This window comes from Cellulomonas sp., from assembly GCF_036279715.1.
Classification (GTDB): domain Bacteria; phylum Actinomycetota; class Actinomycetes; order Actinomycetales; family Cellulomonadaceae; genus Cellulomonas_A.
Genome location: NZ_DASUIR010000043.1, coordinates 16676 through 35190 on the forward strand (window position 1 = coordinate 16676; position 18515 = coordinate 35190).

General features: G+C 72.2%; 18 protein-coding genes. 8 read left to right on the forward strand and 10 right to left on the reverse strand.

The genetic code is table 11. The features are described from left to right. Nucleotides 1-59: 59 nt before the first annotated feature. On the reverse strand, nucleotides 60-473 hold the full coding sequence (locus VFW79_RS04570; protein WP_329676132.1) for a DUF4307 domain-containing protein: 414 nt from the start codon (nucleotides 471-473) through the stop codon (nucleotides 60-62). A gap of 145 nt (nucleotides 474-618) precedes the next feature. On the opposite strand from VFW79_RS04570, the gene mca reads away from it, so the two are divergent. The 3 genes from mca to VFW79_RS04585 are packed head-to-tail and all read left to right on the forward strand — an operon-like array spanning nucleotide 619 to nucleotide 2647. Further along, nucleotides 619-1500 carry a mycothiol conjugate amidase Mca gene (mca, locus tag VFW79_RS04575; protein ID WP_329676133.1) on the forward strand — a complete coding sequence of 294 codons (882 nt, stop codon included), beginning with the start codon at nucleotides 619-621 and terminating at the stop codon, nucleotides 1498-1500. Next, nucleotides 1497-1826, forward strand: coding sequence for a hypothetical protein (locus VFW79_RS04580; protein WP_329676134.1), 330 nt, complete (start codon nucleotides 1497-1499; stop codon nucleotides 1824-1826). The genes mca and VFW79_RS04580 overlap by 4 nt, the downstream gene beginning before the upstream one ends. Nucleotides 1827-1852: 26 nt before the next feature. Next, entirely contained in the window at nucleotides 1853-2647 is a 795-nt protein-coding gene (locus tag VFW79_RS04585) for a carbon-nitrogen hydrolase family protein (protein ID WP_329676135.1), read from the forward strand. 42 nt (nucleotides 2648-2689) lie between these two features. On the opposite strand, the gene trhA is transcribed toward VFW79_RS04585, so the two are convergent. After that, nucleotides 2690-3376, reverse strand: a complete 687-nt coding sequence (gene trhA, locus VFW79_RS04590; protein WP_329676136.1) for a PAQR family membrane homeostasis protein TrhA — start codon at nucleotides 3374-3376, stop codon at nucleotides 2690-2692. A 200-nt stretch (nucleotides 3377-3576) separates the two neighbouring features. Between trhA and VFW79_RS04595 the strand changes: the two genes are divergently transcribed. From VFW79_RS04595 to VFW79_RS04605, 3 genes are all read left to right on the forward strand, one after another. Beyond that, nucleotides 3577-4338, forward strand: coding sequence for an isoprenyl transferase (locus tag VFW79_RS04595; protein WP_329676137.1), 762 nt, complete (start codon nucleotides 3577-3579; stop codon nucleotides 4336-4338). Nucleotides 4339-4617: 279 nt separating this feature from the next. After that, a complete protein-coding gene (locus VFW79_RS04600; RefSeq protein WP_414647868.1) occupies nucleotides 4618-6018 on the forward strand; it encodes a PhoH family protein in 1401 nt (466 codons plus the stop codon). Between the two features lie 129 nt (nucleotides 6019-6147). Continuing rightward, the gene (locus tag VFW79_RS04605) at nucleotides 6148-8262 is read left to right on the forward strand and encodes a methyl-accepting chemotaxis protein (RefSeq protein WP_329676138.1); all 2115 of its coding nucleotides are present in this window, start codon (nucleotides 6148-6150) and stop codon (nucleotides 8260-8262) included. 21 nt (nucleotides 8263-8283) lie between these two features. Here the strand turns inward: VFW79_RS04605 and VFW79_RS04610 are convergent, their stop codons facing one another. The 5 genes from VFW79_RS04610 to xseA all read right to left on the reverse strand — a co-directional run bounded on the left by VFW79_RS04610 (nucleotide 8284) and on the right by xseA (nucleotide 13033). Further along, nucleotides 8284-9696: a class II fumarate hydratase gene (locus VFW79_RS04610; protein ID WP_329676139.1), complete on the reverse strand. Its 1413-nt coding sequence runs from the start codon at nucleotides 9694-9696 to the stop codon at nucleotides 8284-8286. 92 nt (nucleotides 9697-9788) lie between these two features. Further along, complete coding sequence (locus tag VFW79_RS04615; protein ID WP_329676140.1) at nucleotides 9789-10421, reverse strand: carbonic anhydrase; 633 nt, start codon at nucleotides 10419-10421, stop codon at nucleotides 9789-9791. A gap of 2 nt (nucleotides 10422-10423) precedes the next feature. Then, nucleotides 10424-11380 carry a carbohydrate kinase gene (locus VFW79_RS04620; RefSeq protein WP_329676141.1) on the reverse strand — a complete coding sequence of 319 codons (957 nt, stop codon included), beginning with the start codon at nucleotides 11378-11380 and terminating at the stop codon, nucleotides 10424-10426. Then, complete coding sequence (locus VFW79_RS04625) at nucleotides 11377-11625, reverse strand: exodeoxyribonuclease VII small subunit (RefSeq protein ID WP_329676180.1); 249 nt, start codon at nucleotides 11623-11625, stop codon at nucleotides 11377-11379. Before VFW79_RS04625 ends, VFW79_RS04620 begins: the two co-directional genes overlap by 4 nt. Nucleotides 11626-11788: 163 nt before the next feature. Beyond that, nucleotides 11789-13033 carry an exodeoxyribonuclease VII large subunit gene (gene xseA / locus VFW79_RS04630; protein ID WP_329676142.1) on the reverse strand — a complete coding sequence of 415 codons (1245 nt, stop codon included), beginning with the start codon at nucleotides 13031-13033 and terminating at the stop codon, nucleotides 11789-11791. Between the two features lie 91 nt (nucleotides 13034-13124). Here xseA and VFW79_RS04635 point away from each other — a divergent pair, with 91 nt between their 5' ends. Then, nucleotides 13125-14156 carry a 4-hydroxy-3-methylbut-2-enyl diphosphate reductase gene (locus VFW79_RS04635; RefSeq protein WP_329676143.1) on the forward strand — a complete coding sequence of 344 codons (1032 nt, stop codon included), beginning with the start codon at nucleotides 13125-13127 and terminating at the stop codon, nucleotides 14154-14156. Nucleotides 14157-14161: 5 nt separating this feature from the next. Here VFW79_RS04635 and VFW79_RS04640 read toward each other — a convergent pair whose 3' ends face one another. Next, complete coding sequence (locus VFW79_RS04640) at nucleotides 14162-15013, reverse strand: hypothetical protein (protein ID WP_329676144.1); 852 nt, start codon at nucleotides 15011-15013, stop codon at nucleotides 14162-14164. Nucleotides 15014-15151: 138 nt separating this feature from the next. On the opposite strand from VFW79_RS04640, the gene VFW79_RS04645 reads away from it, so the two are divergent. Further along, nucleotides 15152-15433, forward strand: coding sequence for a hypothetical protein (locus VFW79_RS04645; RefSeq protein WP_329676145.1), 282 nt, complete (start codon nucleotides 15152-15154; stop codon nucleotides 15431-15433). Here the strand turns inward: VFW79_RS04645 and VFW79_RS04650 are convergent. Next, nucleotides 15403-17976 carry a hypothetical protein gene (locus VFW79_RS04650; RefSeq protein WP_329676146.1) on the reverse strand — a complete coding sequence of 858 codons (2574 nt, stop codon included), beginning with the start codon at nucleotides 17974-17976 and terminating at the stop codon, nucleotides 15403-15405. The genes VFW79_RS04645 and VFW79_RS04650 overlap by 31 nt on opposite strands. 117 nt (nucleotides 17977-18093) lie before the next feature. Then, on the reverse strand, nucleotides 18094-18501 hold the full coding sequence (locus VFW79_RS04655) for a hypothetical protein (RefSeq protein WP_329676147.1): 408 nt from the start codon (nucleotides 18499-18501) through the stop codon (nucleotides 18094-18096). Nucleotides 18502-18515 lie beyond the last annotated feature (14 nt).

Here is an 18515-nt window from a genome sequence, read left to right on the forward strand (position 1 = left end):
CTGGCGGCGCCCGTTCTTCCGAGGCGTCCCGCGGTGCCCGCGGGTGTCCCGTGGGGGAGCTACCTGCTCCCGACCACGACGCACGTGTCGACCGTGCCGGTGACGGCAAGCTCAGCCGTCGCGACCTGGACCGTGACGCGCTGCACGCGATCTGCCGACGGCCCGAGCTCGACCGACCCGATGCCCACCTCCGTGAAGCTCCTGCTCAGCGCCGTGACGTCGCACCGGACGGTCGCCGCTGGGTCCTTGGTCACCTCGAAGGTCACGTCGATGCGCTCCGGCCCGGCGATCGAGAAGCCGACGTCCTGCCACTGGACGGGATCACGCAGGGCGCTCGTCCCGAGCCACGCGATCACGACCGCCGCGAGGAGCGTGGCGACCGCGGCGGGCACGAGCCAGGCCGGGCGCCGGCGCTCCGACCGATCGGGTCCGTAGCGGCCCGCGGGCGGCTGGATCACGCTCGGCTGGCTCACGGGACGGCTCCTTCGGATTCGACGGGGCGGCAGGCAACGCGTCAGGCATCGAGCGTTGCATGCGGTGTCCGGCCCTGGCGTGCGGTTTCATTGTCTCTCGTGCCGGGTGCTGATGTGCCCGGTCTCGATCCACAGGAGGCCTGACGTGACCGGAGAACGGCTGCGGCTGTTGGCGGTGCACGCGCACCCGGACGACGAGGCGAGCAAGGGCGCCGCGTCGATGGCGAGGTACGTGTCCGAGGGGGTCGACGTCCTCGTCGTGACCTGCACCGGCGGCGAGCGCGGCGACGTGCTGAACCCGAGCTACCCGCCCGTCACCGGGGGGATCGAGCAGATGCGCGAGATCCGTCGCGCGGAGATGGCCGCGTCAGCGCGTGCGCTCGGCGTGCGGCACCGCTGGCTCGGCTTCGTGGACTCGGGCCTGCCCGAGGGCGACCCGCTCCCGCCGCTGCCCGACGGCTGCTTCGCGCTCGTCCCGCTCGAGGAGGCGTCCGCGCCGCTCGTGGCCGTCGTGCGGGAGTTCCGTCCGCACGTCGTCACGACGTACGACCCGACGGGCGGCTACCCGCACCCGGACCACGTCATGACCCACCGGGTGTCGGTCGAGGCGTTCGCCGCGGCGGGGGATCCGACGCGCTATACGGGTGCGGGCGAGCCCTGGGCGCCGCTCAAGCTGTACTACAACCACGGGTTCTCGATGGCGCGCATCCGCGCCGTGCACGAGGCGCTGCTCGAGCGCGGTCTCGAGTCGCCGTTCGGCGAGTGGGTCGAGTCGCGTGCGGCCCGCGAGATGCCGGAGCGTGAGGTCACGACGCACGTCGAGTGCGCCGACTGGTTCGACGCGCGCGACGAGGCGCTGCGTGCGCACGCGACGCAGATCGACCCGCACGGGTTCTTCTTTGCGGTGCCCCGGGAGCTCGAGCGCGACGTCTGGACGCACGAGGAGTACGAGCTCGCGGAGTCGCGCGTCCCCACGACGCTGCCTGAGGACGACCTGTTCGCCGGGCTGCGCGAGGTGGTTCGATGAGCGCCGTCTCCGCCGCGCTGGCCGTCGTGCCGGGGCTCGTGCGCGCCGTGACCCCGACCCCGACACCGTCCCCGACCGGGACCGTGGCGACGAGCCTCGGTTCTCCCGGGATCACGGGCTTCGTCGTGACGTTCGTCCTCGCGATCGCCCTCATCGGGTTGTTCCTGTCTCTCACGCGGCACCTGCGCATCGTCGACCGGCGGTCCCGTCAGCTCGAGGAGCAGGACGCGAGCGCCGCCGAGGCCGGCACCGAGGCAGACCCGGAGCCGGGTGCCGAGCCGGGCGTCGTCCCACCCGCGCCGGACGCCGAGCCCGGGGGCAGGTGAGCGACGTCGGCGCGCAGGGGACCGCCGTGCGTGTCACCCTCGGCCAGCTGCGCGTGCACGCCGACCGGGCCACGAACCGCGCCGCGGTCGGCAACGCGTTCGCCGTGGCCGCGCACGAGCACGCGGACCTGCTCGTGCTGCCCGAGTACACGTCGGCCTACGACCCCCACGGGGTCGGACCGGAGCACGCGGAGCCGCTGACCGGTTCGTTCGTCGAGATGCTGCGCGCGCAGGCAGCGCGCACGGGTGTCGCGGTGATCGCGGGGACGACGCTTCCGGGCGCCTCGGCGGGTCGGGCCGTCAACGCCGTCGTCGCGGTCGACCCGGCCGGCGAGCTGGTCGGCGTCTACCGCAAGGTGCACCTGTACGACGCGTTCGGGACGCGTGAGTCGGACCGGCTCGAACCCGGCCCCCCCGAGGCCCCGCCGCTCGTCCTCGACGTCGCCGGGCTCCGGTTCGGTGTGCTGACGTGCTACGACCTGCGCTTCCCCGAGTCGGCCCGGCGCGTGGTCGACGCCGGTGCCGACGTTCTCGTGGTGCCCGCGGCGTGGGCTGCGGGGGAGCGCAAGGAGCTGCACTGGCGAGCCCTCGCCGTCGCGCGCGCGATCGAGAACACGTGTGCGGTCGTCGCCGTCGGGCAGGCCGGTCCCGGTGTGGTGGGACGCTCGCTCGTCGTGGGTCCCGACGGTGTCGTCGACCTCGAGCTCGGCGCAGACCCTGAGCTCGGCAGCGTCGATCTCGACCCCGCGCGGATCGCTCGCGAGCGCGAGCTCAACCCGTCGCTCCGGAACCGTCGCTACACGACCGTTCCGCTGCCATGAGCCAGGCGTCGTCCGGCTCGGGCGGTCACCTCGAGCTGACGGTCAGCTCGAGCTGACGGTCGCGATCGCGACGGCGACGAACGTGCACGTGTACCCGACGACCGTGAGCGAGTGGAAGACCTCGTGGAAGCCGAACCAGCGCGGGCTCGGGTTCGGCCACTTCGTGGCGTACACGACCGCGCCGATCACATAGGCGACCCCGCAGCCGGCGATGAGCCACACGATGACCGGGCCACCGGCGTCGGCGCGGGCGAACTGCGGCAGGTAGCCGAGGGCGGCCATCCCGAGGATCACGTAGAGCGGCGTGTACAGCCACCGAGGTGCGCCGAGCCAGAGGACGCGCGCGAGCAGACCCACGACAGCGCCGATCCACACGGTCCACAGCAGGACCGTCGCGGTGTGCGCGGGCAGGAGGAGCACCGCGAGCGGCGTGTAGGTCCCGGCGATGATGAGGAAGATGTTCGAGTGGTCGAGGCGGCGGAGCACGCCCGTGACCCGCGGCGACCAGGTCCCGAGGTGGTAGACGGCGCTGGTCCCGAACAGCATCGCGGCAGTCAGGCCGAAGACCGTGTTCGCGATGCGCGCGCTCTGGGTGGGCGCGAGCGCGACCAGGACGATGCTCCCGGCGACCGCGAGGGGGAACATCCCGGCATGGAGCCAACCGCGCAAGCGAGGCTTGACGTTGGCAGCGGCCGCAGCGGCGTGCTGCGAGAGACTGGTCCGTGCCACGAAGGTCCTCCTTCTCGACGGCTCGACCGGGGTGCGCGGCGTGCTCACCGACCGGGCATGACTGGCGTCAAGACTAACCTTCGCGGCCGTAGGTTACGGCTGCGTAGGTAGGAGGTCCCGTGGTTCGCAGAAAGCTTGTGCCCACGGCGGGTAGCGTGGACGCGACCGGTGTCCGGAAGCCTGGAAGAGGAGCCCCGAGCGTGCGTCTGCCCCACCCGCTGTACGGGCTCTACGAGCGCCGACTCGCGGCGTCGTTGCCACGGACGCAGGTGCCGCGCCACGTCGGTGTGATCCTCGACGGCAACCGGCGGTGGGCGCGCAACGTGGGGGAGTCGGCCGCGACGGGTCATCGCCGCGGCGCCGACAAGATCTCGGAGCTGCTCACCTGGAGCGAGGAGATCGGCGTCGAGGTCGTCACGCTGTGGATGCTCTCGACCGACAACCTCTCGCGCACGCCCGAAGAGCTCGAGTCGCTGCTCGCCATCATCGAGGATGCCGTCCGCGACCTCGCCGCCACGCGCCGCTGGTGCGTGCAGGTCGTGGGCTCGCTCGACCTGCTGCCGCCCGAGACTGCGGCGGCCCTGCTCGCCGCCCAGGAGAGCACGCGCACCATCAAGGGCCTGCACGTGAACGTCGCCGTCGGGTACGGAGGTCGGCGTGAGATCGCCGACGCCGTCCGTTCGATGCTGCGTGAGCACGCCGAGGCCGGCACGAGCCTCGACGACGTGATCGAGGAGTTCGACGTCGAGCACATCGCCGACCACCTCTACACGAAGGGCCAGCCGGACCCCGACCTCGTGATCCGCACGTCCGGCGAGCAGCGGCTGGGCGGCTTCCTGCTGTGGCAGAGCGCGCACTCCGAGTTCTACTTCTGCGAGGCGTACTGGCCGGACTTCCGCCGGGTCGACTTCCTTCGGGCCGTGCGCTCGTACGCCGCGCGGGAGCGACGCCTCGGACGCTGACTGCGTCCGTCGGGTGAACGCGCGTGAACTCTGTGTGACGAAGTGCGTGTCGGGACCGTCGTGTCACCAGTGCCGCGTAGCGTCCTCGACAACGGACGGCACGCCCGCCGTCCAGGGGAGGCCAGCCCATGGAGCACCAGCTCCGGGAGGAGGGTCGGTCCCGGCCCCTCGTGGCCGGCCGCCCTCATCTCGTCGCCGCGCGCCGCATCGTCCCTCAGCACCACGGGGCAGCGACGTGAGGCGGCCGGTGCGGCGCGCAGGCGCCGGAGGGAGCTAGCCGTGGTCACGAAGGTGCTCGCAGTCCCAGACTCTGCGCCCGAGCTCGAAGGTCGCAGGACGCACGTCCTCGACACGTCCGTCCTCCTCTCGGACCCGAAGGCGATCTTCCGGTTCGCGGAGCACGACGTCGTCCTGCCGATCGTCGTCATTACCGAGCTCGAGGCGAAGCGTCACCACCCCGAGCTCGGCTACTTCGCGCGGTCGGCCCTGCGGCTGCTCGACGACCTGCGCATCGCCCACGGCGGTCTCGACACCCCGATCCCGCTCGGCACCGACGGCGGCTCCCTGCGCGTCGAGCTCGGTCGGACCGACCCGGGCGCGTTGCCCGAGGGGTTCCGCCTCGGCGACAACGACACCCGCATCCTCGCCGTCGCGGCGAACCTCGCGGCCGGCGGGGCGGACGTCACCGTCGTGTCGAAGGACCTCCCGATGCGGGTGAAGGCCTCGGCTGTGGGACTGCGGGCCGAGGAGTACCGCGCCGAGCTCGCGGTCGACTCGGGCTGGACCGGGATGGACGAGCTCGAGGTCACCGAGCAGCAGATGGCCATGCTCTGGGAGCACGAGTCGCTCGCGCTGGCCGACCTCGAGACGGGCGAGGACGGTCCCGCGCTCGGGGCCGACGTGGCTCCCGGTGGCCCGCTGCGCGGCAGGTCGCTCCCGTGCCACACGGGCCTCGTCGTCCGCTCGTCGCGCGGCTCGGCGCTGGGCCGGGTGACCCCCGACAAGCACGTGCAGCTCGTGCGTGGCGACCAGGACGCGTTCGGGTTGCACGGACGCAGCGCCGAGCAGCGGATCGCGATCGACCTCCTGCTCGACCCGGAGATCGGCATCGTCTCGCTCGGCGGCCGGGCTGGGACGGGCAAGTCGGCGCTCGCGCTGTGCGCCGGTCTCGAGGCCGTCCTCGAGCGTCGCCAGCACCGCAAGGTGATGGTGTTCCGCCCGCTGTACGCGGTCGGCGGCCAGGAGCTCGGCTACCTGCCCGGGAGCGAGGCCGAGAAGATGAACCCGTGGGCCCAGGCCGTCTTCGACACGCTCGGAGCCCTCGTCAGCAAGGAGGTCGTCGAGGAGATCATGGACCGCGACATCCTCGAGGTCCTGCCGCTCACCCACATCCGGGGTCGGTCGCTCCACGACGCGTTCGTGATCGTCGACGAGGCGCAGTCGCTCGAGCGCAACGTGCTCCTCACCGTGCTGTCGCGGATCGGCGAGAGCTCGCGCGTTGTCCTGACGCACGACGTCGCCCAGCGGGACAACCTCCGGGTCGGTCGGCACGACGGCGTCGCCGCGGTCATCGAGGCGCTCAAGGGTCACCCGCTGTTCGCGCACGTCACACTGACCCGCTCCGAGCGGTCGCCTGTCGCGGCGCTCGTGACCGAGCTCTTCGAGGGCATCGAGGTCTGACGCGGACTGCCCGGGCCGGGCCGTGAGCGGACTCCTCACGACCGGACCCGGGCAGCCGATGGAACTGGTGCCACGGAGGGCAGCTGTGGGCGTTCTTCACGTCCCAGCGCCGTCACCAGGAGTCCGACCATGCGTCGCGGATCAGCCCGGCTGAGTTCCAGCCTGCGTCTTCAGCTCGTCGCCACGGGAGCGGGTGCGGTCGTCCTGACGGCCGTGCTGCTCACCGCCATCGGGGGCCTGCAGGTGTCCGGGCTGGCCCTGAGCGCGGGCGTCGACATCGACAGGCTCACGACCGCCTCGTTGCACCAGACGTCCGACCAGGCCATGACACTGGTCGAGACGCAGGTCGCGACGGTCCAGGACCGGATGAGGTCCGAGCTGCTCGTCGCACAGTCCAGCTTCGCCCTGCGCGGTGCGCTCACGTTCGGCGAGCCCGAGACCTGGTCCGTGAAGGACGCGAGCACCGGGGCGACCACCGACGTCGCGCTGCCGCGCATGCTCGTCGGCGGGGTGGGCTTCGGTCAGAACTCGGACCCCGCGACCCTGTCTCCGCTCGTCGACGACATCGCCGATCTGCTGGGCGCCGCGACGACCGTGTTCCAGCGCGTCGACGACGCCGGCACGATGCTGCGCGTCGCGACGACCGTCAAGACAACCGAGGGCACCCGGGCCATCGGCACCGTGATCAGTCCCGTCGGAGCCGACGGGACACCCAACGCAGTCGTCGCGGCTCTGCTGGCGGGCCAGCCGTACCTCGGCAACGCCCAGGTGGTCGGACAGGCGTACGTGACGGCGTACGCACCCCTGATGATCGGCTCGAAGGTCGTCGGTGCCCTGTTCGTCGGGACGCCGCAGTCGGCCGTCGACGCACCGTTGCGCACCGCGCTCGCGGGCGTCAAGGTCAGCGACCACGGCTACCTGACGGTCCTTGCAGCGGACGGGACCTGGGTCGTCCCGCCGCCCGGCGCGAGCGAGGGTCCGGCCCTCGACGCGGTCGACGCCGCCGGCGCGCCGTATGCGCAACGCCTGATCGACGCCGCAGCGACGCTCGCACCTCACGACGTCGCTTCCGAACGCGTCGCCCTCGGCACCGGCGGAGGCGCGAAGGTCGAGGTCAGCCGCTACGCCCCCTGGGGCTGGACCATCGCCGCCTGGGGGTTCGACGCGGATCTCCGCGCCGTTCCAGACCGCCTCGACGCAGGGACGTCGCAGCTCGTGCGCACACTGCTCATTGCCGGGTTCGTCGTCGCCGCGCTGGCGATCGGGGTCGTCGTATTGACCTCCGGACGCATCGTGGCGCGGGTCGGCCGGCTGACCGAGGCCCTGCGCCGCGTCGCGGCACGCGACCTGTCCTTCGACGTCCGCGGTGAGGGACGCGACGAGATCGGCGTGATGGGCGACGCCGTCGGCGAGGCGATCGACGGCATGCGCGCCGCGATCGGACGGATGCAGGCCGGGGCCGATGCGATGCAGGCGACGGCCGGGCGGCTCGAGGGGTCGAGCGGCACCCTCGAGGGCGTCGCCGGGCAGACGGTGACGCAGGCCGACGAGGCCGCCCGCAGCGCGACCGTCGTGAGCACCGAGCTGCAGGCGGTCACCGCCGCGATGACCGAGATGCGCGCGTCGATCGAGTCCGTGGCCCACGACGTGAACGCGGCCTCGGGGGAGGCCGACCGAGCCGTCGGGGCGACGGCTGAGGCGGCGGTCATCGCTGCGCGGCTCGGCGACTCGTCGTCGCAGATCGCCGCTGTCCTCGACACCGTGACGTCGATCGCCACGCAGACGCACCTGCTCGCGCTGAACGCGACCATCGAGGCGGCGCGCGCGGGAACGGCGGGCCGGGGGTTCGCCGTCGTCGCCGGCGAGGTCAAGAAGCTCGCCGAGCAGACGTCCGCCGCGATCGGGACCATCGAACCGGTGCTCGCGGCCGTCTCCCGGGACGCAGCCGACGTCCGGTCGGCGGTCGAGCGGATCTCGCTGTCGATCGCGACCGTCGACGCGCACCAGTCGTCCATGTCGGTCGTCGTCGAGCAGCAGACCGCCACGACCGGGGAGATCGAGCGCAACCTGATCGTCGCGGCCGACAGCTCCACCGACATCGCCCAGAGCGCCGGCGCCGTGGCTCAGGCCGCGTCGCAGTCGTTCGACGGCGCTGCCGAGGTGCGGCTCGTCGTCGGCGAGCTCAGCCGGGTCGCGACCGAGCTGAACGCCGGCGTCGAGGAGTTCACGCTCGTTGCCCGCTGACCGGCCTGAGCAGGGAGCCGCTCAGACGGGCTTGCGCGTCATGCTGAGCACGTCAAGGGCGCTGTCGAGCTGCGCCTCGGTCACCTCGCCGCGGGCGACGTAGCCGAGGTCGACGACGGCCTCGCGCACGGTGATCCCCTGCTTCACGGAGTGCTTGGCGATCTTCGCGGCGGCCTCGTAGCCGATGACCCGGTTGAGCGGCGTGACGATCGACGGGGACGACTCGGCGAGCGCGCGCGCCCGCTCGACGTTGGCGGTGATGCCCACGACGGTCTTGTCGGCGAGCAGGCGCGTCGCGTTGCTGAGCAGTCGGATCGACTCGAGCACGCCGAGCGCGATGACGGGGATCTGCACGTTGAGCTCGAACGACCCGCTCGCGCCCGCCCACGCGACGGTCGCGTCGTTGCCGACGACGCGGGCGGCGACCATGAGCACGGCCTCGGGGATCACGGGGTTGACCTTGCCGGGCATGATCGACGAGCCGGGCTGCAGGTCGGGGATCGAGATCTCGCCGAGGCCCGTGTTGGGCCCCGAGCCCATCCAGCGCAGGTCGTTGCAGATCTTCGTCAGGCTCACGGCGATCGTGCGCAGCGCACCGGAGAGCTCGACGAGACCGTCGCGCGCGCTCTGCGCCTCGAAGTGGTCACGCGCCTCGGTCAGCGGCAGGCCGGTGTCCTCGACGAGCAGCGCGATGACTCGCTGCGGGAACCCGGCCGGGGTGTTGATGCCGGTGCCGACAGCCGTGCCTCCGAGGGGGACCTCGGCCGCGCGGGGCAGTGCGGTCTGCAGACGCTCGATGCCGTAGCGGACGGCCGCCGCGTACCCGCCGAACTCCTGCCCGAGCGTGACGGGCGTCGCGTCCATGAGGTGCGTCCGGCCGGACTTCACGACGTCCGCGAACTCGCTCGACTTGGCGGCGAGTGCGCCCGCGAGGTGATCGAGCGCCGGGATGAGGTCGTGCACGACGCCGGCCGTCGCCGCGACGTGCACCGAGGTCGGGAACACGTCGTTCGACGACTGCGAGGCGTTGACGTGGTCGTTCGGGTGGACCTCGCGGCCGAGGCGTGCGGTCGCGAGCGTCGCGATGACCTCGTTGGCGTTCATGTTCGACGACGTGCCGGAACCGGTCTGGAACACGTCGATCGGGAAGTCCCGGTCGTGCAGGCCCGCCGCGACCTCGTCGGCGGCGGCGACGATCGCGGCCGCGAGGTTGGCGTCCAGGACCCCCAGCTCGGCGTTCGCGAGGGCTGCGGCCCGCTTGATGCGGGCGAGCGCCTCGATGTGGCTGCGCTCGAGGCGCGTGCCCGAGATGGGGAAGTTCTCGACGGCCCGCTGCGTCTGCGCGCGGTACAGCGCGTCCGCGGGGACGCGGACCTCACCCATCGTGTCGTGCTCGATGCGGAAACCGGGACCCGTCGTTGCGTCGCTGCTCATGGGCGGCATTCTTGCATCGCCCCGGGTAGCCGACGCGACGCGTCCCGTGGCCGACGCACTCCGGCGGAGGAACGCAGGTCGCCGCCCGCGGCTCAGGCGCCGATGTCTCCGAGCGTCTCGGCGACGTGCACCCGGCCGTCGGCGAGCGTGTACTCCAGGCCGACGATCGCGCACCGGCCCTCGTCGACCGCTGCCGCGAGCGCAGCCGAGTAGCCGCGCAGCATCTCCACCGTGTGCCGCACGTGCTCGTGGCCGAGCTCGGCCGCGGACAACGAGGCGAGCGCACGCCTGTCCTCGCCGCCGGCGATGTTGACGATGCTCGGGATGACGCGGTCGACGATCGCGCGCACGAAGCCTCGCGGCAGCTCACCGGTGGTCAGCGCCGTCGTGGCCGCCGCGACGGCGCCGCAGCTGTCGTGGCCCAGCACGACGACGAGCGGCGCGCCGAGCAGCTCGACGCCGTACTCGATCGAGCCGATGACCGTCGTGTCGAGGACGTGACCCGCCGTGCGGACGACGAAGACGTCACCGAGCCCCTGGTCGAAGATGATCTCGGCGGCGACTCGGCTGTCGGAGCACCCGAAGATCACGGCGAACGGGTGCTGCTGCTCGCTGAGCGACGCCCGGTGGTCGATGCCCTGCGAGGGGTGCTCCATCGCCCCGCGGACGAATCGGTCGTTGCCGTCGCGCAGCGCGTTCCAGGCCTCGGCGGGGGTGATCGTCATGGTCAGCCCTCTCCCAGCTCGGTGGACGACGGCGGGTTCGCGCCCGCCCGCGACACGGTGATCGCTGCGATGCGCGCGCACCGGGCGAGCACCCGCTGGAGCGTCGCTGCGTCCACGTCGGCGAGGGCACCGCGGCGGTTCGCTCCGAGCAGCCCGGCCGACCACAGCCCGTCGATGAGGCCCGCCATGAACGAGTCGCCGGCCCCGACGGTGTCGGCGACCTCGACGCGCGGGGCAGGGACGGCGAGCCGCACCCCTGCCGCGGTGCACGCGAAGGCACCGTCACCGCCGTGCGTCACGACGACGAGCCCGGGCCCGAGACGCGCCCACTCCTCGGCGATGTCGCTCGGCGCGACACCGGGGTGCAGCCACTCGAGGTCCTCGTCGCTGACCTTGACGACGTCCGCCAGCGCGACGAGCGCCTCCACGCGGGGACGCGTCGCCTCAGCCGTCCCCATGAGGGCGGGGCGCAGGTTGGGGTCGTAGGTGATGGTCGACGTCGCGCGGTGAGCCGCGACGAGCCGGAGGACTGCCGACCCTCCGGGCGCGAGCACCGCCGCGATCGACCCGGTGTGGACGACGATCGGGTCGGCGGCGGGCTCCTCCCACTGCGCGGGCAGGTCCCAGGCCAGGTCGAAGTCGTAGGTCGCGACGCCGTCGGCGTCGAGGATCGCGGTGGCGACCGAGGTCGACGCGGGTGACGTGTCGCCCTTCAGGACCCGCACCGCGGAGGCCGCGAGATGGCGGCGCACCGCGTCGCCGCGGGCGTCGTCGCCGAGCCACGTCAGCAGGTCGACACCGCGCCCGAGCCGGCCCAGCCCGATCGCGACGTTCATCGGGCTGCCGCCCGGGTGCTCCGCGACCGAGCCGTCGGTGCGGCGCACGACGTCGACGAGGGCCTCGCCGACGACCAGCGCGCGGGGGACGGTCGTTCCGGTCGTCGCGTCGTCGTGCGTCATCGCGCACCGCCCGGCTGCTGCGCGTCGGTGTCGGCCTCGTCCTGCGTCGCTGAGCTGTCGCCGCGCGACGAATCGAGCCGCCTGCGCGCACCGTCGAGCCACTCCTGGCACCGTGCGGCGAGCGCCTCGCCGCGCTCCCACAGCTCGAGCGACTCCTCGAGGCTCGCGCCACCTGCCTCGAGGCGGGCCACGACGGACACGAGCTCGTCGCGGGCCTGCTCGTAGCTCAGGCCCGTGAGGTCGATGGCGTCGGGTCGCGGGCTCGTGGGCTCGCTCGGGACAGGTTGGGTGGGTGCGGGCTGAGAGGCTCCCGCTGAAGGCTTCGTCGGCACGCGCACAGTCAACCAGGCGCCGCCCACGCCCCGCGACCGCTTCCGCGCTCAGCGTCGGCCGCAACCGGCCGGGCGGCTACCGGCCGGTGACCGTCGCGTGCAGCTCGCCGCGCGCGACCCGCACCCGGAGCGCGTCGCCGAGGGCCACCTCGGCCGGGTCGCGCACCACGGCGCCGTCGGCCCGCTGCACGACGGCGTACCCGCGTTCGAGGGTCGCTGCCGGCGAGAGCGCACGGACCTGCGCGGCGAGCCGGCCGCACTGCCCCGCAGCGCTGGTCAGAACCCGGTCGAGCGCGCTGCCTGCGGCGGCCCGCAGACGGTGCACCTCGCGCTCAGGTCCGTCGACGAGGGTCGCCGGCGTCGCGAGGACGGGTCGGCTGCACAGCGCGTCGAGCCCGGCCTGCTCGCGCGCGAACCGGTGCGTGAGCCCCGCGCGCATCCGCGACCTGGCCTGCACGAGCCGTGCGCGCTCCTCGGTCACGTCCGGCACGATGCGCTTGGCAGCGTCGGTAGGGGTCGACGCGCGGTAGTCCGCGACCAGGTCGAGCAGCGGCGTGTCCGTCTCATGGCCGATGGCGCTGACCAGTGGCGTGCGGCACGCGGCGGCGACCCGGACGAGAGTCTCGTTGCTGAACGGCAGCAGGTCCTCGACCGCGCCGCCACCACGGGCCACGACGATGACCTCGACGCGCGGGTCGGCGTCCAGCTCGGCGATCGCGGCGCTGACCTGCGGCACCGCGCCCACGCCCTGCACCGCGACCTCGCGGATGACGAACTCGACCTGGGGCCAGCGGGCCTGGGCGTTGACGACCACGTCGTGCTCGGCCTTGGACTCGCGCCCGCACACGAGGCCGACGACGCGGGGGAGGAACGGCAGGGGGACCTTGCGGTCGGCGTCGAACAGGCCCTCGGCGGCGAGGACCCGCTTCAGGTGCTCGATCCGGGCCAGCAGCTCACCGACCCCGATCGCCCGGACGTCGTCCGCGCTGAGCTGCAGCGTCCCGCGCTTGGTCCAGAACACCGGCTTCGCGTGGACGACGACGTGGGCGCCCTCGGCGAGGGGCGTCGTGGCCGACGCGAGGACGCCGGCCGACATGGACACCGGGAGCGACATGTCGGCGTCGGTGTCGCGCAGCGTGAGGAACGCGATGCCCGCACCGGGCCGCCGGTTGAGCTGGACGATCTGACCCTCGACCCACACGGGCGACATCCGGGCGACGTAGTCGGAGATCTTCGCCGACAGCAGGCGGACCGGCCAGGGCCGCTCGGCGGTCGTCTCGATCGCCTTCTCGGGCAGCGCGCCCACCGCGTGATCCGTCACGCCCCAACTTTGTCATGCGGGTGGGACAGCCCTCCCCGCTGTCGTCGGTGGCGGCGGAAGGCCCGCGTGCGCCGTTGTCTAGACTCAGGGGGTGAACCCCGGTACCGAGCCCCTGCGCCGCAAGCGCGTCCTGCTGGCGGCCCCGCGCGGCTACTGCGCAGGCGTCGATCGCGCAGTGATCGCCGTCGAGAAGGCGCTCGACCTGCACGGCGCACCGGTCTACGTGCGCAAGGAGATCGTCCACAACAAGTTCGTCGTCGAGACGCTCGCTGCGCGCGGTGCGGTCTTCGTGGACGACACCGACGAGGTGCCCGAGGGCGCACGGGTCGTGTTCTCGGCGCACGGCGTGTCCCCGGCGGTCCACGCCGCGGCGGCCGCCCGGTCCCTGGTGACGATCGACGCGACCTGCCCGCTCGTCACCAAGGTCCACAAGGAAGCGGTCCGGTTCGCGTCCGACGACTACGACATCCTGCTCATCGGTCATGCGGGCCACGAAGAGGTCGAGGGGACCCAGGGCGAGGCGCCCGCGCACATCCAGGTCGTCAACTCGCCCGACGAGGTCGACGCGGTGACGGTCCGCGACCCGGACAAGGTCGTGTGGATCTCCCAGACGACCCTGTCCGTCGACGAGACCATGGAGACCGTGCGGCGCCTGCGCGAGCGGTTCCCGACCCTGCAGGACCCGCCGAGCGACGACATCTGCTACGCGACGCAGAACCGCCAGGTCGCCGTCAAGAAGCTGGCTCCGGAGTGCGACGTGGTCCTCACCGTCGGCTCGGCCAACTCGTCGAACTCGGTGCGGCTCGTCGAGGTGGCGCTCGACTCGGGTGCGCGCGCGTCGTACCGCATCGACACCGCCGCCGAGATCGACCCGGCCTGGCTCGAGGGCGCGACCACGGTCGGCGTCACGTCGGGGGCGTCGGTCCCCGAGATCCTCGTGCGCGACGTCCTCGCGAGCCTCGCGACCCACGGCTTCGCCGACGTCGAGGAGGTCCGCACCGCGACCGAGGACCTGATGTTCTCGCTGCCGCGCGAGCTGCGCGCCGACCTCAAGAAGGCCGGGACGCCCGTCGAGCGTCCGCGCCGCGAGTCCCGCGACGAGCTCGGCGTCCAGCCCGTCTGAGTGCGTCAGCCCATCAGGACCACCGTGTAGCCGCCGACGACGGCGCCCTGCTGCTGTGCCGTGACGCGGTAGACGTGCGCCTGTCCGGGTGGAGGAGGCGCGTCGCCGGTCGCGAACATGACGTGCGCGTCGTCGCCGGTTGCCGTGATGGGGCCGGTCCCGCCGAGCTGGCCCGGGGCGCCGAGCGTCAGCGCGCCGGTCCCGACGGCCTGCCCGGGGAACTGACCGCGCACGCCGCCGTGCAGCTGCAGCCACGGCATCGTCGTCGGGGCGTGGCGCGCGACCGTGATCGTCGCCGCCCGGCCGAAGAGCTGCCCGACCGAGAGCTTGACCGGGCCTGCCGGCGACCCGCCGGCCTGCACCACATGGATGTTGCGCTGGCCGAGGTGACGGTTGATCGACGCGTCCCACTCCGGCGTCGTCAGCGGGTCGGCGCACACGTCCCACACGCGCACCAGCAGGCACTCGTGGCCGCCGTTGAGGTACGACGCCGCCCAGCTCTCCGGGCACTTGACGACCTTGTGGCAGTCGGGCTCGCCGCGCTTGCCGAGCCAGGTGACCGTCGAGCCGATCAGGTGAGCGCCCACGGGGTTGAACCCGAGCGACGGGTCGCACCAGGAGAACTCGACGATGACCTCGCGCGCCGCCTGGTGGCCCAGGTTCCAGACGTGCGCGTACACGGTGTTGTCGGCGCCTGCGAGGGCGGTCTGCCCCAGCTGTGGGGGGATGGCGGGCGCCACGGCCGGGTGGACGCCCGCGAGGATGTAGACGTCAGGGCTCTCCCAGAACGGTCCGACGACCGGGCGGGTCCCCGTGTCGCCCGGGTTCGCGCGCATGAACAGGTACGGCAGTGCCATGTCCTTGCGGTCGCCGGGCCAGTGGCCTCGGCCGGGTGGGTGGTGCAGGTCGCCCGGTGTCAGGGGGTCGCCGAGACCTCCGTCGTTCGTGCCGGGGTGCCGCGTGGGACGCCCCCCGCCGTCGCCGTGCCCGTCGCCGTGACCGTGACCGTGCCCGCAGCCGTCGTGCTCGCTGCGGCAACCGTGCTGCCGGCAGTCCGTGCACCCGCAGTCGCACGGGTCGCCGACGAGCTCGATGACGCTCTCGACGAGGCGCGCGACCGCCTCGGTGCGGCAGCCGCAGCGACACCCGTCGGGGTGCCGGCCGAGGTGCTCGTGCCCGTGCCCGTGCTCGTGGTCGTGCGGGTGCCCGTCGCGTCGTGCCCGCGTGTCGTCGTCGTGGTGCGACATCACTCGTCTCCCCTCACGGTGTCGAGGTAGCGCGTGCGGATCGGTTGCTGGACGGCGTCGGGTGACGCGCCGTGCCAGTCGGGGCTGCCCTCGGACTCGACGACCGGCTTCGGGTACGGCTTGTGCCGTCCGTTCTCGCCCGTCGCGTCCCCGCGGATCCAGTCCCAGCAGCGGTAGCCGTAGCCCCGGTCCGCGTCGAGGTTGAAGTCGGGGACCGGCCCGAGGTCGGGGTCCAGGACGCGGCCCATGAGGTACGCGCTGAAGGGGATGGCGTCCCCGAGCGGGCTGTGGTCGGTCGCGGGGTCGCGCCCGATCGCCTGCTCGTTGAGCGCGTCCGTGACCGCAGGGGCGGGCGCTCGCTCGTACGCCGCACGCTCGCCCGGCGTGACCGGCTTGTCGGTCCGGAAGAACACGTCGTGCGGCAGCGCGCCACTGGGGTAGGGCCCGGAGACGGTCCGGCCCTCGTGCGTGCCGAGCATCTTGTGCACGCGCGCCTGGGTCCGGAGGTCGACGTGGGCGTGGTCCAGCTCGGCCTGGACGTCCGAGACCTCGGTCGGGGTGGCGTAGAGCTGGCCGTCGGGCCGCCGGGACAGGATCGGGTAGGCCCAGGGCCGGTGGAACTCGTCGGCGTCCTCGCTGCCGAGCTGGCGCGGGCGGACCGGCAGGAACGGGTACTGGTCGTTGCGCGGGTTGGTCGGTTCGACGATGAGCGACGGGTCTCGGTCGAGGTTGCCGAAGGGGTCGGTCGCGTCGGCGAGGGCCTGCAGGAACGCCTGGTCCACGGTGTTGCCGAGCTGGATGAGGGAGTGGTCGATCTCGTTGGGCTGGACGAGCTCGCCGTCCTTGCTGAGCTCTCCGTGCGGGAGCAGGAACCCGGTGTGCGCGAGGATCTCGTGGGTGTTGTTGACGATGTCCCACGCCCACATGGCCAGCTGGTACAGCCCCCACCGGATCGGGTAGGTGCCGGGACTCAGCACGGCCTTGATGAGGTCGCCGACGAGCTTGGCGATGGCCTCCGCCTCGTGCGCCAGCCAGTCGAAGAACGACTTGATCGCCGAGCAGACGTCCTGCAGCGGGTCGCCGCTGCTCGGCCCGCTGAAGTCCGGCACGCTCGCGAGATCCTCGAAGTCGCTCGCCGGGGGCCAGATGATGAAGTCCGGCTTCTTGGGCTTGTCGAGGTCGAAGCCGCCCCAGAACGACAGGCGGTAGAAGCTGATCATGAACCGGTAGGACGTCTGGACCTGCCACGGCAGCGGGTAACCGTGGGGCACGCCGAATCCCGGATCGGGAGCGACGGCCGCGAGCACGTCGTCGAGCGGCTGGTCGAGGTGGATGCCGGCGTCGTCGAGGATCTGCTGGAGCCTGCCCTTGACGCCGCCGAGCCCGAGCTGGAACAGCCCGCCGCCGAGGTTCGCTGGCTCGACCGAGTCGCCGTCGTGGTAAGTGGCGATGAGGGCGCGCACGATGCCGTCGGCGAGCCACGCAGGCATGAAGCCGTCCTGGTCGACGGCGTCCTTCGCGGCTGCCTGGTCCTCGGGCAGCGTCGCCGGTCGCGTCCAGCCGTTGGGGTGCTCGTCGTCGAGCGCGACCGCGTACACGAAGGCGCTGCGGGACAGGTCGGGGTACACCTCGTTCGCCGCGAGCGGGTCCGAGGCCAGCAGGCCGCCGTCGCCCGCCTGGCGGTAGTTCCACGCGTCGATGTGGTTCTCGATGAGGTGGTGGCGCTGCCAGTGGGTGCGGAACGGGCCGCCGCACTGCTCGTTGACGAACGAGTGGTCGATCGTGTCGGTGCCGAGATGGGCGACCCACCCGAGGTTGAACGCCTGGAACTGCTCGAGCTTGTCCGCGTCGCCATCCTCCTCGAACTGGCGCTGGGCCTCGAGGAACAGGTTGCGTGCCATCTCGGTGGTCTTGCGGTAATGCAGCATGTCGCTCCACACGAACGACTGCTCGTCCCAGCCCGCCCGCATCTTCAGCGAGAACCACGAGAATATGTCCGCGAACGTGAGCAGCTCCTCCTCGGCGACCAGCTTGAGCGCGGTGATGAGCTCGTCGATGGCCTGCCCGGCTGCGCTGAGGATCCCGCCGGTGAGGTCGTCGAGGATCTCGGTGGCCGTGTCCACGATCGGGCCGATGGTCGCGTCCCAGACCTTGACGAAGTCGTCCCAGATCTTCTTGAGCTTGATGAGCAGGCGCACGATCCGCGCGAACGTCTGGTCGACCTCGGCGAGGATCGCCAGGAGCGGCTCCCACTCCTCGTCCTTGGCCTTGTCGACCCAGTAGTAGACGGCCATGGCGAGCATGATCAGGTCGTCCTGGAACTCGAAGGCGGCCAGCGGCCCGCTGCCGTAGTCCTGGCAGAAGAAGAACAGGTCGGGCCCGATCGCACCGATGTTCGTGTAGACGGGCCACTTGGTCATCACCGCGCTGCAGCGAGCGGGATCCAGGCCCTGGAGACCGCCGAAGATGCCCGGGACGCCCTCACCGGTGTCGAGGGGGTTGAACGACTCCTGGTGCGCTAGCCAGTCGGCCAGCTGTCGTGCGGTGTAGACGTGCGTGAAGTGTCCAGGCACAACGTCCTCCACTCATCGATGAGGGGCCGTGCGCCGGACGAACCGGCTTACGGCTGTACGACACGGTGAAGGAGTGCCCGGACCGGCGACTGATACGTCGGCCAACAGGTCCGACGGTCAGGTCTGCCAGTCGTAGCTGTAGACGCCCACGAGCGTCAGGCCCGATCCCGCACGGACGCCCGCGCCGCGTCGAGCGTCGTGGTCGTACACGAGCACGAGTCCGGTGTGGTCGTCGCTGCGCAACCGGCCCAGATCGGGCGCCGCCGCGTCGGCGAACGACTCACCCGCTGAGTAGCCGCGGAGCTCGGCGACCGGGTCGTCGGCGTCCTCGACGAAGCCGTCGACCTCGAGCACGTCGACGTCGATCCCCACGAGCCCCGAGTCCACCTCGAGCGCGTTCCCGGCGTCCGCCACGCGGTATCGGTCGAGCCCGTCGACAGGCACCGTCGTGAGGAACACGCTCACGACGCCGGGCGCCGCCGTGGTCAGGACGCGAGCAGTCCCGGAGTCGGTGACATCGGTCATACCACCATCATTGC

Bases quoted from the DNA above. Each gene is read 5' to 3' on its own strand.
- VFW79_RS04580 (WP_329676134.1), top strand. From the start codon at position 1,497: ATGAGCGCCGTCTCCGCCGCGCTGGCCGTCGTGCCGGGGCTCGTGCGC.
- VFW79_RS04605 (WP_329676138.1), top strand. From the start codon at position 6,148: ATGCGTCGCGGATCAGCCCGGCTGAGTTCCAGCCTGCGTCTTCAGCTC.
- VFW79_RS04610 (WP_329676139.1), bottom strand. From the start codon at position 9,696: ATGAGCAGCGACGCAACGACGGGTCCCGGTTTCCGCATCGAGCACGAC.
- VFW79_RS04615 (WP_329676140.1), bottom strand. From the start codon at position 10,421: ATGACGATCACCCCCGCCGAGGCCTGGAACGCGCTGCGCGACGGCAAC.
- VFW79_RS04620 (WP_329676141.1), bottom strand. From the start codon at position 11,380: ATGACGCACGACGACGCGACGACCGGAACGACCGTCCCCCGCGCGCTG.
- VFW79_RS04640 (WP_329676144.1), bottom strand. From the start codon at position 15,013: ATGGCACTGCCGTACCTGTTCATGCGCGCGAACCCGGGCGACACGGGG.
- VFW79_RS04655 (WP_329676147.1), bottom strand. From the start codon at position 18,501: ATGACCGATGTCACCGACTCCGGGACTGCTCGCGTCCTGACCACGGCG.